Source organism: Thiothrix nivea DSM 5205, from assembly GCF_000260135.1.
GTDB classification, from domain to species: domain Bacteria; phylum Pseudomonadota; class Gammaproteobacteria; order Thiotrichales; family Thiotrichaceae; genus Thiothrix; species Thiothrix nivea.
In genome coordinates this window covers 2,660,764-2,674,392 of record NZ_JH651384.1, presented here as the reverse complement: position 1 = coordinate 2,674,392, position 13,629 = coordinate 2,660,764, and the positions used below count along the sequence as shown (strand labels likewise).

The window sequence follows — 13,629 nt, the reverse complement described above, 5'->3', positions numbered from 1 at the left end:
GGCCATTATGCAAGGCAGTCAACATACGCGGCTGTTCAACCGCTGGCTGGAACACGCGCCGGATTATGCCAGCTTCGGCTTGGTCATCATTTGCGGCTTTCTGCTGGCGCGCCTGACTTGGATGCTGTTCCCCGCCGAGCCGCGCCCGGCATTGACAGCTGCACAGACAAGCTCAACCAGCCTTCAGTCTGCTTCACCCACCCAAAACCTAGGCGAACAGATTGCCGGTTTCCACCTGTTTGGCAATTACCAACCTGATGCCGCCAAACCAGCCCAAACCAACATCCAGCCCACCCAACTGGCGCTCAAGTTGCAAGGCGTGTACGCCCCTGCCAAGCGCCAAGGTTATGCCATCATTGAGGAAAATGGCCAGCAAAAAGCCTATGCCACCGGTGATAGCATTGGCAACTCAGGCGCGGTGCTGGAACAAATCCTGGCTGAACATATCCTGTTACGGCGTAATGGCCTGCTGGAAAAGCTGGAGCTGCCCAAACCCGAACTCAGCGGCGGTGGAACGCCCTCCGCTGGTTTCATGGATGGGGGTGGTGACGCAGGCGGCATGGAGTTCGCCCCACCGGTTGAGGAGCCACCTGCCGACATACCCTTACCTGACGTGCTGCCGACCCCGGAAATGTCCACCCCCGATTCGCCCGGCGCGGTTCCGCCCCCCCAGCCGGAGCTGGATCCGCCGGAAGGCGCGCCCCCCAACGCCACCGGCAACAGCCTGAGCGAGTTCCGCCAGTCCGTACTCAACAACAACATGCGCCTGCTGGAAGTTGCCAGCCCGCAACCGTATACCCGCGATGGCAAGTTCATGGGTTTCCAGCTTAGCCCTGGCAGCAACCTTGCCCTGTTCAACCAGCTGGGTTTACAGGCGGGTGATATTGTAACCGCCATCAATGGCACGGCGCTCGACAGCCCCGCTACCGGCGCACGCATGTTGCAGGAAGCCGCCACCGCCCCGCAAATCAATCTCAACGTCACCCGCAACGGGCAGGAAATCAACCTGCCAATCAATTTCCAGTAAGGCTGTCGAAGCGGTATTCCCGCACATCCCATTCCCGGTCATTTGCAGTCAGCACCAGGCAGGACGGCCCGCCATGGGTACGGGTCTGGCCAGCAGCGCCAGGGTTAATGACCCAGGGCATTGCGCTTTTGTCCTGCACCATCTTGTGGGTATGGCCGTAAACGATCACCCGCGCATCCGGGTGGCGGCCGCGCAGGGAAGTATGGCAGGGCGTATGATGGCCGTGCTCATGCCCGTGTTCGATGCAGATTTTGCCGCCCGGCAATGCCAGCTCGCTGCTTTCCGGCAGCGGGAAATCCACCATGCAACGTGGCTCGTTATTGCCCGCCACCGCAATCACAATGGCGCTTTTGGGCTGCATGGAAGCCAGCACGTCTTCGCCGCAAATATCCCCGGCATGGATGGCATAATCACAGTCGCGGATGATGTCGATGATGCGCGGGTCGATGTACCCGTGCGTGTCGGAAATGATGGCGACAGAAACTTCGTTCATGGTCGTTTTACCCTAAAGCTTGTATTGCGGCGCGATTTTCGCGTGCACCCTGGCGGAATGCAAGTTCCCACCATGCTCGGCAGTTGTCTTTTTCCTTGCGCCTGCCAACCCGCTTATCCTGTTTCAACCGACCGCCTGTCGTATTTTTGCCACTGCTCCTGTGCAAGTCTACCGCCCATCGGTGGGCTTGCCTGCATTCACCTGTTGTTTGGCCGCAACGGAACTATAATGGGGTGTGTAAATCAAAAATAAGGCAAACAAAACGGCTGATTTCCCAAATTATTGCCTTAAAGGTGATCCTCGTCACTTTTTAAATCAGAGCTTTTCGATAAAGTCAAGCACTTATTAATTGGTAATGCTAGGAATCACCCTAAGGCCAATCGAGAGGTAACACACATGAATATCCACCAACTGCACTCGCCGGATGACATCCGTGCCAGCCTTCAGGAGTGTATCCCCTGCGAGGCGTCTTCCCACCCTGAAACGGCACGCTACTGGCCAAGGGTAAGGATGCGCCGCAGACAGCTCCCCGGAATGCCGGATGAGCGCCTGAGCATCGAAATCTCCAACCCCTGGCCCGATCTGGTCTTACGTCACGTCAAAATCGCCTTCCTGTCCGCAAGCCCCAATGCCCACCTGAAAAACGGCAGCCCCGCCGTCAAGTTTGCCCCCACCCACGGTATTGAATTTGGCGACATCGCCTACGGCAGCATTGGTGCTGGCAACCCATCCCAGGGCGTCGTGCGTGACATTATCATGATCGAAAGCCAGGTAAGCAGCGAAGGCCGCCAGATTTACGCGGGTGTCTGTTTCACCGCTTGCGGCAAGGATGGCAATGTCAAACATTACGGCTACTTACTGTTCAGAAGCAATTTCCTGGCTTCCTCTGAAATGTTGGACATGGCTGCCTGACAGCCGTTTGTCCGCTTTCATGCGCGGCATTATTTGAATCCGCCGCCGTAGTTGTGAGATTCTTGGCGCATTATCGACACCATGACCCCTATTAATGAGCCGATTATTACTGATTGCCGTTTGTTGCACCCTGTCCTGCATCCTGCCTGCCCAGGCCAATACGCCTGACAACCAGCGCGCCCTGTTCCGGCAAGCCTACGCTACCTTGCAAGCTGGCGACACTGACAGCTTCACCACACTGCCCGCTGAACTGAAAACCTACCCCCTTTACCCGTGGCTGGAGTACGAGTATCTGCGACAAATCGTTGACGAAGTTGCTGATGCCCGCATTCTGGATTTTACCCAGCGTAACCCCGGCTCGGTCATGGCTGACAACCTTCAGCGGTTGCTCGCCAAACGGTTGGCGGACAAGCAGGACTGGCAGAAACTTCTCACCTCTATTCCGGCGGATCTAGACGACACGGATACGCAATGCTACCGCACCCAGGCACTGGCGGCTGTCGGCCAGAAACAGGCTGCGCTAGAAGTCGGCAAACAGACGTGGATGGGTATCGGAAAATCCATTTCCGACGCTTGCCTGCCCGTCACTGACCTGTTGCGCCGCCATGTGGCGCTGTCTACTGATGACTACTGGCAGCGCATCCGCGCGGCCATCGACAAAAACCAGACCACACTGGCAACCCAACTGGCGGCTGACCTGCCGCCGGAGATCCGCACCACGGTTGCCACCTGGGTACAGATCCGGCAAGACCCGGCTACAGCATTGCCAACGGCTTTCCAGCAAACCGACACCCCCTACCTGAGGGAAGCCATCACCTTCGGCCTGGAACGCCTTGCCAAAAAACAGCCCCAGCAGGCGGAAACCCTATGGCTACAGGCACGCCAAAAACTCAAATTCACCCCGGAAGAATCCGGCCAGGTAGAAAGTGCCCTCGGCATGTACCAAGCATTGCGCCACGACTCCACCGCCCTCGCACGGCTGGCCGCAATCCCCGCCGAACACCGCACCCAGGATGGCAACCTGTGGCAGGCACGCATGGCCGCCCGCTACGGCGACTGGGAAAAACTGCTGGATGCCACCCGCCAGCTCAAATTCGATCACCCTCGCGACGCAGCAGGCTGGCAATACTGGCAGGCGCGGGCGCTGGAACAAACCGGCAAACAGCGCGAAGCCGCCAGCCTGTACGCTGAAATTGCCCCGCAAGCCAGCTTTTACGGCTTCCTCGCCGCCGACCGCCTGGGGCAGGATTACAGCGGCCTGCAAGCTGCCCCGGTTGACCGTAGCCAGCGCATGGCCGGGCTACAAAAACTTGCCGCCATCCAGCGTGCTTTCGAGTGGTTTGCGCTGGGCGAGCGCGCGCAGGGGCGCAAGGAATGGTTCCGAGCCCTCAAACTGATGGACAAGGAAGGCATGTTGGCCGCCGCTGACCTCGCTACCCGCTCCGGCGACCCCAATCTGGCAATCTGGACGATTTCCCGCGCCAAGGAATGGGATGAAACCAGCCTACGTTTCCCGCTGGTGCACACCGACCTGGTGCTGGAACAGGCGCGCACCCACGGCATCCAGCCTGCCTGGATTCTAGGCGTGATGCGCCGCGAAAGTGCTTTCGACCCGAACGCCGAATCCGGTGCCAAAGCGCTGGGGCTGATGCAACTGATTCCGCCTACCGCCCGCCATGTTGCCAGCAAACTCGGCCTGCGCGTCAATGGCAAGGATGACATCCTGCAACCGGCCACCAATATCCAGTTGGGCAGCGCCTATTTGCGCGACATGCTGGGGAAGTTTTCCGGCAACTACGCCATGGCCACGGCCGCCTACAACGCAGGCCCGGGGCGGCCACGGCAATGGGCACCGGAGCAACTCACCAGTGCCGACCAGTGGGTGGAAAGCATCCCATTTACCGAAACCCGCGATTACGTGCAAGCGGTGATGGCGTACACTACCATTTACGACTATAAGCTCAATAACGGCAAAGGCCGTCGCCTCTCTGAACGTTTGCCACCGGTGCCACCCAATGAAGCCCAGGCCACTGCGAAACAACCTTAACCTACCGCAACGGCAACGCGGCATCGCTATCCTTACTGTGCTGGTAATTGCGGTGCTGGTCGTGACGCTGGCGGCGGTCGTGTTCGCCCGCCAGAGCCGCGCGGTGCGCCAGAGCGACAATTTCCAGTCGCTGGAACGTGCCTGGCAGTACGTGTTCACCATGGAGCAATACGCAGGGCTGCAACTGCAACTCGACGCGCAGGAAAACAAGTACGACGCTTTCACCGACCGCTGGGCTTATGAGCTTCCCACCCAGACCTTGCGCGAAGACAGCGGTGCGGTAGTGCAATTCAAGGGCAAGCTGGAGGATATGCAAGGGCGTTTCAACCTCAACAACCTGGTGTTACAGAAAGAGCAGGGGCAAGGACAAGGGCAGGCAAGCGGCCAGCAACAACAGGCCGGGGAGCAGGCGCAGACCACCCAATCCCGGCAGCAACAGGGCTACAATGGCGCGGTTTACGGGCAGTTGCAGAAATTCGTCACTGCTGCTGGGCTTCCCGTCGGCTTTGCCGAGGCCATTGTGGATTGGGTTGACGCCAATAACCTGCCAACCGGGGTAAACGGCGCTGAGCGTGACTACTATTTGTCCGGCGCTATTCCCTACCTCGCCGCTGACATGCCATTTGCCGATCTCAGCGAAGTCCGCCTGTTGCGTCTGGATATACCCGAACCAGAATTGAAGGACAAGCTGCTGCAACGCTTCCTGCAAACCGTGACGGCCCTGCCGTTTTACACCACCCTCAACCCCAACACCGCCAGCAAGGAAGTGCTCAAGGCCAGCGGCCTGAATGACAACCAAATCGGTCAGATACTCGATAAACGCAAGACAAAGCAGGCTTATAAAAGCAAAGAAGAGTTTAGCCGCGACATGGCATTCACCCCCGGTAATGATGATGTGTTGATGGAGAGTTTCGACGTGACCTCGCAATACTTCCGCCTGAGCGGGGAAGTGCATATCAACCGCGCGCGGGTTTTCGTCAACAGCCTGTTATTTCGCGCCCCCAACGGCCCGGTTCGTGTCATAATGCGCCAATTCGACCGGGTGGACGAACAACCAACAACGACTGACGATGCTAGTAATACGCCTGCAATCACCGAATGACCCCGAACCGGCCTGGGCCAGCCTAGGCAACACTGCCACCAACTGGACGCACGGTTCCTGGGAAACCCTGTTGCCACTGGCACGCGGGCAGGAATTGGTGTTGCTGATCCCCGCGCGGGAAGTATTGCTGACCCAGACCAACGTCAACACCCGCAACCAGCGCCAATTGCAGCAAGCCATCCCGTTTGCGCTCGAAGACAGCATCGCCGCCGATCTCGAAGACCAGCACATCGTCTGGCAAACCCGCCCAGCCTCCACCCTGGTGGATGTCGCCATCATCCAGCGCGACCGCCTGCGTGCCTGGGGCAGCGCCCTGCATGAGCGGCAATTGCGCGCCCGTTATATCCTGCCCGACCTGTTCGCGCTGCCGTGGGAAGCCGATAGCACCACCCTGTGGCAGCAGGGCGAGCAGGTCTGGGTGCGCACTGGCGAGCTTTCCGGCTACGCCAGCAGCGCCCGCGCCTTGCCGCTGCTGCTGGATGGCATGGCGGAAGGGCAAGCCGCCCCCCCGCGCCTACGCCTGTACACCGACAAGACAGCAGACTGGGCAGCCGACCCACGTTTTAGCATCCAGCCCGAAACCCAGGCTGAGCAACTGTTGCCAGCCAGCCTGCAACCGGCCTTGAAGCTCAACCTGCTCAACGGCTTGCAGGACGAAAACCGCGCCCACTGGCGGCAGCAATGGCAACGCTGGCGGCTGCCCGCTGCCCTGGCCGCCAGTGCCGCCTTGCTGGCTGTCGGTATCTATGGCTCTGAAAGCTACCGCCTGCAACAGCAACTGGATGCGCTGGATGAATCCAACCTGCGGCTGTTCAGTGAACTGTTCCCCGAGGCCAGCGGCATTGACCCGCGCGGGCTGAAAAACCGGTTGGCTTCCGAACTGACGCGCCTCGGTGGCCAGCAGGCCGACAGCACTACACCCAGCCACCTACCCCAGCTTGCCTCGTTTGCCGCCGCCCTCAATACCACGGGCGGGCTGACGGTGGAAGACATCCGCGCCCAGACCGGCACGCTGACTATCAACCTGCAAGCACAAAACCAGCAGGCCATCGAAACCCTGCGCGACACACTGGAACAAGCCCTTGGCAATCCGGTGGAACTGCAATCCTCCCGCACCGCCGACAGCGTGAAGGCCACCCTGACCCTGGGAGGCAATTCATGAAAACCTGGTGGCAGAACCTTACCCCGCGCGAACGCCAACTGGTCATGACGGGTGTCATCCTGATCGGTTTGACGATGCTATGGCTGTTGGTGTGGAAACCGCTGGCCAGTTACCACCGCCTGCTACAACAGGATCTGGCCGACGCCCAGGCCGTCAATCAGGAAATGCAAGCCCGGCGTGGCGAAATTCTCAGCCTGCGCGGCGGTTCCACCCCGGCAGCAACGGGCGGTAGCTTACACAGCATTGTGATTGATACCCTCAAGCAGTATCAGCTGGATGGCGAAGGCACAACTTCCGAGGAAAAAGACAAAAACAGCGTCAGCCTGAAGCTGGAAGGCAAGCCCTTCGACGCGCTGGCGCAATTCCTGGCACGGATGGAAATGCAATACGCCGCCCTCGCCACCCGCATGGACATGAAACCCGCCGACAAACCCGGCACAGTTGACGCGCAAATCACACTGGAACGATGAAAACACGCACCCTGATACTCGCGGGCATGGGCAGTTTCCTGCTGGCTTCCATTGGCCAGCTTCCCGCCAGCCTGTTGATAAAAGCCCTGCCCGCCGACCTTGCTGCTCCCTTGCAAGGCGTCAATGGCTCGCTATGGCAAGGTGGCGTCAGCCGCGTGAACTGGCAAGGTGTGCAAATCAATAACCTGCAATGGGATCTGCATCCCGCTGCCTTGCTCACGGGCAAGTTGGCCGCCGACCTGCGTGGCAATCTGGTGCAAGGTGGGCAATTCGAGGGCAACTGCGCCATCAGCATTAGCGGTAATCTGGCGTGCAGTGGCGTCAACCTGACCGCCATTCCTGCCCAGGCTTTGGCCCCTTACCTGCAAGGCTTCATGATCCCGCCCCTGAGCGGCGTTTTCCAGGCCAGTCTGCATAGCCTGGAATGGGGTCAGCAAACCCTCCCGCGCCTGAGTGGGCATGGTGAGTGGCAAGAGGCAGGAATACAGATGCTGCCGCAACGTTTCGGCGCTTACACAGCGGTTATTAGCGCAGGGGAGCAGGGCGCGCTAAACATTACGCTGGCTTCCGCGCCAGGTGCTGCATTCACTGTGGATGGCACTGTAACAGTCCAACAGGATGGCCAGTACCAAAGCCAGCTAACCCTGACGCCGGGCAACAGCATTGATGCGGGTAGCAAGCAATTCCTCAATTCTTTCCTGGGCGCACCGCAGACGGATGGCGGCTACCGGATACAGGAGCAGGGGCAATTACCAGCCTTCAATTGATACCTGGGTCATGACACCCATAAAAAAAAGCGGGAGTGTTGCTCCCGCCTAACAATCGACTCTGAAAAAACCTACACGATCGGGAATGTATCCCGACCTGGCTTACATGGTGTAAGCACGTTCGCCATGGGATATGGTATCCAGACCTTCGCGCTCTTCTTCTTGGCTAACACGCAGACCCATGGTTGCTTTGAGGATGAAGAACAGGGCAGCGCTGACACTACCAGACCACAGGATCGCAATACCAACCGCAATCGCCTGAGTTACAACCTGGGAACCGATGCTGTAGTCTTCCGCGCCCATGCCGCCCAGGGAAGGGGCAGCTACGACACCAGTACCAATCGCGCCAAGGATACCACCCAGGCCGTGGATACCAAATACGTCGAGGGAATCATCATAGCCCAGCTTGTGCTTCAAGCCAGTCACGCCCCACAGGCAGACTACGCCAGCAACAGCACCCAACAGCAGAGCACCCATCGGGCCAGCCAGACCGGCAGCAGGCGTTACCGCAACCAGACCCGCGACCGCGCCAGACACAACACCCAGCATGGAGGCTTTGCCGTTCAACATCCACTCAGTGAACATCCACGCCAGCGCTGCGGCAGCCGTTGCCAGAATAGTATTCAGCAGAGCCAAGGTAGTCAGGCCAGTCGCTTCCAGATTGGAACCGGCATTGAAGCCGAACCAGCCAACCCACAGCAGGCAGCCACCGATCATGGTCATGACCAAGCTGTGTGGAGCCATAGAATCACGGCCAAACCCAACCCGCTTACCAACAATCAGCGCGCCGACCAGTGCAGCGATACCGGAGTTGATGTGCACAACGGTGCCGCCCGCGAAGTCCAGCGCGCCCATTTCAAACAGGAAGCCGCCACCAGCCCACACCATGTGCGCGATTGGCAGGTAAGAGAACGTGAACCACAGGGCACTGAACACCAACAGGGTAGAGAACTTGATACGCTCAGCGAAACCACCCACAATCAGACCGCAAGTGATGGCTGCGAACGTCATCTGGAAGGCAACAAACACGAACTCGGGGATAACTACACCATCGGTAAAGGTAGCCGCAGTAGAATCCGGCGTAATACCTGCCAGGAACATCTTGCCAAAGCCACCGATGAACGCATCCAGGCTACCACCTGCATCACCGAAAGCCAGCGAGTAGCCGTAAACCACCCACAAAACCGCAATCAAACAGAAAATGGCGAATACTTGGGTCAACACGGAAAGCATGTTCTTGACCCGCACCAGACCGCCGTAGAACAAGGCCAAGCCCGGAATTGTCATCAAGATAACCAGAATGGTGGACACCATCATCCAGGTGGTATCACCCTTGTCAGGCACTGGGGCAGCCGCCACCTCTTCCGCCATCGCCACCCCGGAAAAGCCCAGCAGGGCGGCCAACATCATCAAACCTAAACGCATATTCATGAAAACTTCCCCCTTACAGCGCTTCTTCACCGCTTTCGCCAGTGCGAATGCGGACAACCTGTTCAACTGAAGTGACGAAAATCTTGCCGTCACCAATCTTGCCGGTATTGGCGGCTTTGCTGATCGCTTCGATCACCTGATCCACCTGGGACTCGGCCACGGCGGCTTCCAGTTTGATCTTGGGCAGAAAATCAACTACATATTCCGCGCCACGGTACAACTCGGTGTGGCCTTTCTGACGGCCAAAACCTTTTACCTCTGTCACCGTAATGCCCTTGATGCCAATATCTCCCAAGGCATCACGCACATCGTCAAGTTTGAATGGCTTGATAATAGCCGTAACCATTTTCATAGAATTTGCTCCTTATAAGCTAAATGCCCCGCCCATTGCGGGCGAGGCTGACAGGACAGTCTTAGAAATCAATAGACTTGGACCAGGAAACTGAAACCAGCGGGTCGCTATCAGTCAGGTCAGAATCATCAACTGCGAAAGTGAAATCATCCTTGCTCAGGCTGACCTGATAGTGGGTATAGTCTTCACCCGCAGCATCGTCGAAATCATAGTGGCCAACCGTACCACCCAGTTCCAAGCCGCCTTTGATTTCCTTGCTCGCACCGACATGGTAGTAAATGTCACCTTTGCTGAACTCCGGCGTTGTATCGTCATCGGAACCAAAGGTATAAGCCACACCACCATTGATAGCGCCATAGTTGAGGGAGCCATAAACTTCATCGAAATGCTCGTTGGTACCACCTTTTGGGTACATATAGGTGATTACACCTACGTCATAGCCAAGGCCAGAAGCATTTTCGCCTGCATAACCGCCGTAAAGATCCAGTTCGTAATCATCACCACCAGCAACCGGGGAAGCCCAGGTGCCAACGTAACCGCCATTCGGAGCCTCGAAATCCAAGCCACCAGAAACAGCCGCCTGACCATTGTTCTGTTCAACACCACGCCAAATGTAGTTGCTGGTGACACCGATATTGCCACTCGCGCCAGCCATTGCCTGCGCGCTAACCATCAATGAAGCGAGTACCGTTGCGGTCAACAGAATGTTCTTTTTCATCTCGATATTCTCCTGAGATCAGAAAATTTATTTTTCACGCCAGCCATACTGCAAACAGCGTGCCAACCATAAATTCGCGACATAAACCGTTGCGAACAGGCACACTGTAGTAAAAAAGCAGCAGTTTTGACGGCTTTTCACTGTTTTGGCTCATACTATCGCACTATTAAAGTGCATTAACGTTTGGTAATGCACCCTCAGATGGAAATACACGGCTAGCCACCGGCTTTGCTACAATGCTTGTCATCACCTCATTGTTATCGAAGGACTCCGCACATGGCTGGTTTGGGAAATCTGGAAGACATCGTGAAACGCTTTTCGGCGGCGCTGCCCGAGCCGGTACGCCATTTGCAGGAAGATATGGAAAAGAACCTGCGCGGCGTGATGGAAGGCAGCCTGCAAAAGATGAACCTGGTGACACGGGAAGAATTCGACATCCAGTCAGCAGTGCTGCTGCGCACCCGCGAGAAACTGGAAGCGCTGGAACAGCGGCTTGCCGCCATCGAAGCGCAGCAAACCGCCGCCAAGGCCGACTGAAATTTACGCCCGCAACATGCCCTTGTGGACGATGAAATCAATAATCGCCTGCAAGCCCTGCCGTTCCTTCAGGTTGGCAAACACGAACGGACGCTCGCCGCGCATCCGTTTGCTGTCGCTTTCCATCACTTCCAGCGACGCCCCCACGTAAGGCGCAAGGTCGATCTTGTTGATCACCAGCAGGTCGGAACGGGTAATGCCGGGGCCGCCTTTGCGCGGGATTTTTTCACCTTCCGCCACGTCAATCACGTAAACGGTCAGGTCGGCCAGTTCCGGGCTGAAAGTGGCTGACAGGTTGTCGCCGCCGCTTTCGATGAAAATCACGTCAAGATCGGGGAAACGGATTTGCAGGTCTTCCACCGCCGCCAGATTCATGGAGGCGTCTTCGCGGATGGCGGTATGCGGGCAGCCGCCAGTTTCCACGCCGACAATGCGTTCGGGTGGCAAGGCTTCGCTGCGGGTCAGGAACTGGGCGTCTTCCTGGGTGTAAATGTCGTTGGTGACAACGGCAATGTCGTAGTCAGCGCGCATGGCCTTGCACAAGGCATCCAGCAGAGCGGTCTTGCCGGAACCGACCGGGCCGCCGACGCCGACTCGTAGGGGGTTGGACATGGTTGTTTGCTCCTTTGTCGAAGAAACCCCTCCCCTGATAAGGGGAGGGTCGGGAAGGGGTTTCTTCACGACCTAAATAAACGTGTATATTGCGTTTCATGCCGACTGCTGGCAATTGCCAGCGCCAATGAAGACGCACCTATGCTGTCATCATCCACCTGCAAACCTTGCGTAACCACCTCCGGCAGCAGCGGAGTCGTCCGATGCAACAGCTTCTGCCCCTGCGTCTGCCCCAGCGGGATGATTTTTACCGCCGCCAGCACCAGGTTTTCCAGCCAGCTCCAGGCGTAGCCGTAGGCAGCCTGTTCCAGCGGAATCTGCCAGTGGGCCGCTGCCAGCGCAAAGGCTGCCGCCTGATTTTGGCTGAGCAGCGGTTTCCAGCGGGCGGCGCGGGGGATTTCCAGCACAATCAGCAAATCAGTCAAGGCGCGCCCCCGGTTCTTTTCTTCCAGCAACAGTTCGCTGGTTTCTCGGCTAGCGTTGAGGATGCCGATCCAGTGCTCAAGGGCATCCGTATCATCAGCCAACACGGCGTGGTACAGGCGTTGCAGGCCGGGAATGTCCACATACGTCATACCACCGTGCAACTGGCTGGCCAGCCATGCCTGCAAATCATCTGGTGTGGCAATCCAGCCACATTCGACCGCCCATTCAATCCCTTGCGAATAGGTGAAGGAGCCGATTGGCAAGCTGGGGCTGACCAGGTGCAGCAGGCGCAGCAGGGCAAGATCAGTGATCATGGGAATGCGCGTGATCATGGTCGTGATGATGTCCGTGGCTGTGCGAATGCCCGCCGCCATACGCGCCCGCTTCCGGCTCGAACGGAGCCTGTTCCACCACCACATGCAGCCCCAGCCCGTGCAGCATCTCATCCAGCACATGGTCATGCTGGTAACGGATCATGCCTTTCATGATTTGCAACGGCACATGGCGGTTACCGAGGTGGTAACAGGCGCGCGCCAGCAGCAACGGGTCGTCGCAATACAGGGTGGAAACGGTTTCAGCAGCAGCTTGTACGCGGATCAGTGCGCCATTGTCCCCTTGCAGGTAGTCACCGTGTTGTAGGCTGGAACCACGCGGCAGGAACAAACCGGCATCGCTGCCATCATCGAGCGTCACGCGCTGGCGGCTGATGATGCGGCGCTCATGCGGCAGGGTCAGCGACAGGTAAGGCTGACGTAATGGTACATTTTTTTTGTCGAGAATCTGTTCGATTTTGAGCATATCCAACCTAATGGGGAAAATCGTATTTGCGCATTATACCAAGCAGTTTTCATGCCAACACATACCACCCTGCTCTTGCGTCTAGTTTAGCCTTTATCACTTTCCACTCAGGCATCACTTGATGCAGCAAACGGTAAAAGCGTTCGCTGTGGTTGTGTTCGGCAAGATGACACAGCTCATGCAGAATCACGTAGTCAATGCACTCGCGTGGGGCTTTGACTAAATGCGGGTTCAGCGTAAGCCTGCCTTGGGGTGAGCAACTGCCCCATTGGGTGTGCATGGTGAGGATGCGTAGCGGCGGACGTTCCGTGACCCACAAGGTTTGTTCCAGCAGCGCATCCAGCCGTTTGGCAAACACTTCTATGGCACGAACCTTGTACCAATTGCTCAACAGTTGCTCCACCTTTGCCGTACTTTTCTGGCGTAGCGTGACCTCCAGTTTGCCGCGTAACAACTTTACTTGCGGTGTGGCGTCAGGGTCTTCCAGCACTTTCAGCAGGTATTGCTTGCCTAAGTAGTAATGGCTTTCGCCGCTGATGTATTGCCGTGGGGTGACGTAAGCGGATTGTTGGCGGAAATCACGCAGTTGTTGATAAATCCAGCGACCGCGTTTTTTCACCGCCGCCAGCACTTCGTTATCATCCGCTTGGGCGGGGGCAGCAACTTCAACCCGGCAATCAGGATGAACCTTGATCAGTACCCGCTGAATGCCTTCGTTGCGGGGCAAACGCTCGAAGCTAATCTGTTCATCGCCATAGCTGAACCGAAGCATTCG

General features: G+C 57.6%; 16 protein-coding genes. 8 read left to right on the top strand and 8 right to left on the bottom strand.

Annotation, left to right across the window (positions count from 1 at the left end):
* Positions 1 to 7 precede the first annotated feature (7 nt).
* Complete coding sequence (gspC, locus tag THINI_RS23510) at positions 8 to 1,027, top strand: type II secretion system protein GspC (RefSeq protein WP_002709109.1); 1,020 nt, start codon at positions 8 to 10, stop codon at positions 1,025 to 1,027.
* On the opposite strand, the gene THINI_RS13405 is transcribed toward gspC, so the two are convergent.
* A complete protein-coding gene (locus THINI_RS13405; RefSeq protein WP_002709108.1) occupies positions 1,014 to 1,520 on the bottom strand; it encodes a metallophosphoesterase family protein in 507 nt (168 codons plus the stop codon). The genes gspC and THINI_RS13405 overlap by 14 nt on opposite strands.
* Before the next feature lie 396 nt (positions 1,521 to 1,916).
* On the opposite strand from THINI_RS13405, the gene THINI_RS13400 reads away from it, so the two are divergent.
* The 6 genes from THINI_RS13400 (at position 1,917) to THINI_RS23505 (ending at position 7,980) form a co-directional block, all read left to right on the top strand.
* Positions 1,917 to 2,432 carry a hypothetical protein gene (locus THINI_RS13400; protein ID WP_002709107.1) on the top strand — a complete coding sequence of 172 codons (516 nt, stop codon included), beginning with the start codon at positions 1,917 to 1,919 and terminating at the stop codon, positions 2,430 to 2,432.
* Positions 2,433 to 2,526: 94 nt separating this feature from the next.
* The gene (locus THINI_RS13395) at positions 2,527 to 4,479 is read left to right on the top strand and encodes a transglycosylase SLT domain-containing protein (RefSeq protein WP_002709106.1); all 1,953 of its coding nucleotides are present in this window, start codon (positions 2,527 to 2,529) and stop codon (positions 4,477 to 4,479) included.
* Entirely contained in the window at positions 4,448 to 5,581 is a 1,134-nt protein-coding gene (gspK, locus tag THINI_RS13390; RefSeq protein ID WP_002709105.1) for a type II secretion system minor pseudopilin GspK, read from the top strand. Before THINI_RS13395 ends, gspK begins: the two co-directional genes overlap by 32 nt.
* Positions 5,550 to 6,743, top strand: a complete 1,194-nt coding sequence (gene gspL, locus THINI_RS13385; protein ID WP_002709104.1) for a type II secretion system protein GspL — start codon at positions 5,550 to 5,552, stop codon at positions 6,741 to 6,743. Before gspK ends, gspL begins: the two co-directional genes overlap by 32 nt.
* Positions 6,740 to 7,213 carry a type II secretion system protein GspM gene (gspM, locus tag THINI_RS13380; RefSeq protein ID WP_002709103.1) on the top strand — a complete coding sequence of 158 codons (474 nt, stop codon included), beginning with the start codon at positions 6,740 to 6,742 and terminating at the stop codon, positions 7,211 to 7,213. Before gspL ends, gspM begins: the two co-directional genes overlap by 4 nt.
* The gene (locus THINI_RS23505; protein ID WP_002709102.1) at positions 7,210 to 7,980 is read left to right on the top strand and encodes a type II secretion system protein N; all 771 of its coding nucleotides are present in this window, start codon (positions 7,210 to 7,212) and stop codon (positions 7,978 to 7,980) included. Before gspM ends, THINI_RS23505 begins: the two co-directional genes overlap by 4 nt.
* A 102-nt stretch (positions 7,981 to 8,082) precedes the next feature.
* Here THINI_RS23505 and THINI_RS13370 read toward each other — a convergent pair whose 3' ends face one another.
* The 3 genes from THINI_RS13370 to THINI_RS13360 form a co-directional block, all read right to left on the bottom strand.
* A complete protein-coding gene (locus tag THINI_RS13370) occupies positions 8,083 to 9,411 on the bottom strand; it encodes an ammonium transporter (RefSeq protein ID WP_002709101.1) in 1,329 nt (442 codons plus the stop codon).
* A gap of 13 nt (positions 9,412 to 9,424) precedes the next feature.
* A complete protein-coding gene (gene glnK, locus THINI_RS13365) occupies positions 9,425 to 9,763 on the bottom strand; it encodes a P-II family nitrogen regulator (protein WP_002709100.1) in 339 nt (112 codons plus the stop codon).
* 61 nt (positions 9,764 to 9,824) lie between these two features.
* Positions 9,825 to 10,481 carry a TorF family putative porin gene (locus THINI_RS13360; RefSeq protein WP_002709099.1) on the bottom strand — a complete coding sequence of 219 codons (657 nt, stop codon included), beginning with the start codon at positions 10,479 to 10,481 and terminating at the stop codon, positions 9,825 to 9,827.
* 276 nt (positions 10,482 to 10,757) lie between these two features.
* On the opposite strand from THINI_RS13360, the gene THINI_RS13355 reads away from it, so the two are divergent.
* Entirely contained in the window at positions 10,758 to 11,018 is a 261-nt protein-coding gene (locus THINI_RS13355) for an accessory factor UbiK family protein (RefSeq protein ID WP_002709098.1), read from the top strand.
* Positions 11,019 to 11,021: 3 nt separating this feature from the next.
* Here the strand turns inward: THINI_RS13355 and ureG are convergent, their stop codons facing one another.
* From ureG to THINI_RS13335, 4 genes are all read right to left on the bottom strand, one after another.
* Complete coding sequence (gene ureG / locus THINI_RS13350; protein WP_002709097.1) at positions 11,022 to 11,630, bottom strand: urease accessory protein UreG; 609 nt, start codon at positions 11,628 to 11,630, stop codon at positions 11,022 to 11,024.
* A 65-nt stretch (positions 11,631 to 11,695) separates the two neighbouring features.
* Positions 11,696 to 12,388 (bottom strand): urease accessory protein UreF, encoded by a 693-nt coding sequence (locus THINI_RS13345; RefSeq protein ID WP_002709096.1) that lies wholly within the window; start codon positions 12,386 to 12,388, stop codon positions 11,696 to 11,698.
* Positions 12,360 to 12,854 (bottom strand): urease accessory protein UreE, encoded by a 495-nt coding sequence (gene ureE, locus THINI_RS13340; protein ID WP_002709095.1) that lies wholly within the window; start codon positions 12,852 to 12,854, stop codon positions 12,360 to 12,362. Before ureE ends, THINI_RS13345 begins: the two co-directional genes overlap by 29 nt.
* A gap of 49 nt (positions 12,855 to 12,903) precedes the next feature.
* Complete coding sequence (locus THINI_RS13335) at positions 12,904 to 13,626, bottom strand: M48 family metallopeptidase (protein ID WP_002709094.1); 723 nt, start codon at positions 13,624 to 13,626, stop codon at positions 12,904 to 12,906.
* Positions 13,627 to 13,629 lie beyond the last annotated feature (3 nt).

Bases quoted from the DNA above. Each gene is read 5' to 3' on its own strand.
- gspC (WP_002709109.1), top strand. From the start codon at position 8: ATGCAAGGCAGTCAACATACGCGGCTGTTCAACCGCTGGCTGGAACAC.
- THINI_RS13405 (WP_002709108.1), bottom strand. From the start codon at position 1,520: ATGAACGAAGTTTCTGTCGCCATCATTTCCGACACGCACGGGTACATC.
- THINI_RS13400 (WP_002709107.1), top strand. From the start codon at position 1,917: ATGAATATCCACCAACTGCACTCGCCGGATGACATCCGTGCCAGCCTT.
- THINI_RS13395 (WP_002709106.1), top strand. From the start codon at position 2,527: ATGAGCCGATTATTACTGATTGCCGTTTGTTGCACCCTGTCCTGCATC.
- gspK (WP_002709105.1), top strand. From the start codon at position 4,448: ATGAAGCCCAGGCCACTGCGAAACAACCTTAACCTACCGCAACGGCAA.
- gspL (WP_002709104.1), top strand. From the start codon at position 5,550: ATGCTAGTAATACGCCTGCAATCACCGAATGACCCCGAACCGGCCTGG.
- gspM (WP_002709103.1), top strand. From the start codon at position 6,740: ATGAAAACCTGGTGGCAGAACCTTACCCCGCGCGAACGCCAACTGGTC.
- THINI_RS23505 (WP_002709102.1), top strand. From the start codon at position 7,210: ATGAAAACACGCACCCTGATACTCGCGGGCATGGGCAGTTTCCTGCTG.
- THINI_RS13370 (WP_002709101.1), bottom strand. From the start codon at position 9,411: ATGAATATGCGTTTAGGTTTGATGATGTTGGCCGCCCTGCTGGGCTTT.
- glnK (WP_002709100.1), bottom strand. From the start codon at position 9,763: ATGAAAATGGTTACGGCTATTATCAAGCCATTCAAACTTGACGATGTG.
- THINI_RS13360 (WP_002709099.1), bottom strand. From the start codon at position 10,481: ATGAAAAAGAACATTCTGTTGACCGCAACGGTACTCGCTTCATTGATG.
- THINI_RS13355 (WP_002709098.1), top strand. From the start codon at position 10,758: ATGGCTGGTTTGGGAAATCTGGAAGACATCGTGAAACGCTTTTCGGCG.
- ureG (WP_002709097.1), bottom strand. From the start codon at position 11,630: ATGTCCAACCCCCTACGAGTCGGCGTCGGCGGCCCGGTCGGTTCCGGC.
- THINI_RS13345 (WP_002709096.1), bottom strand. From the start codon at position 12,388: ATGATCACGCGCATTCCCATGATCACTGATCTTGCCCTGCTGCGCCTG.
- ureE (WP_002709095.1), bottom strand. From the start codon at position 12,854: ATGCTCAAAATCGAACAGATTCTCGACAAAAAAAATGTACCATTACGT.
- THINI_RS13335 (WP_002709094.1), bottom strand. From the start codon at position 13,626: ATGCTTCGGTTCAGCTATGGCGATGAACAGATTAGCTTCGAGCGTTTG.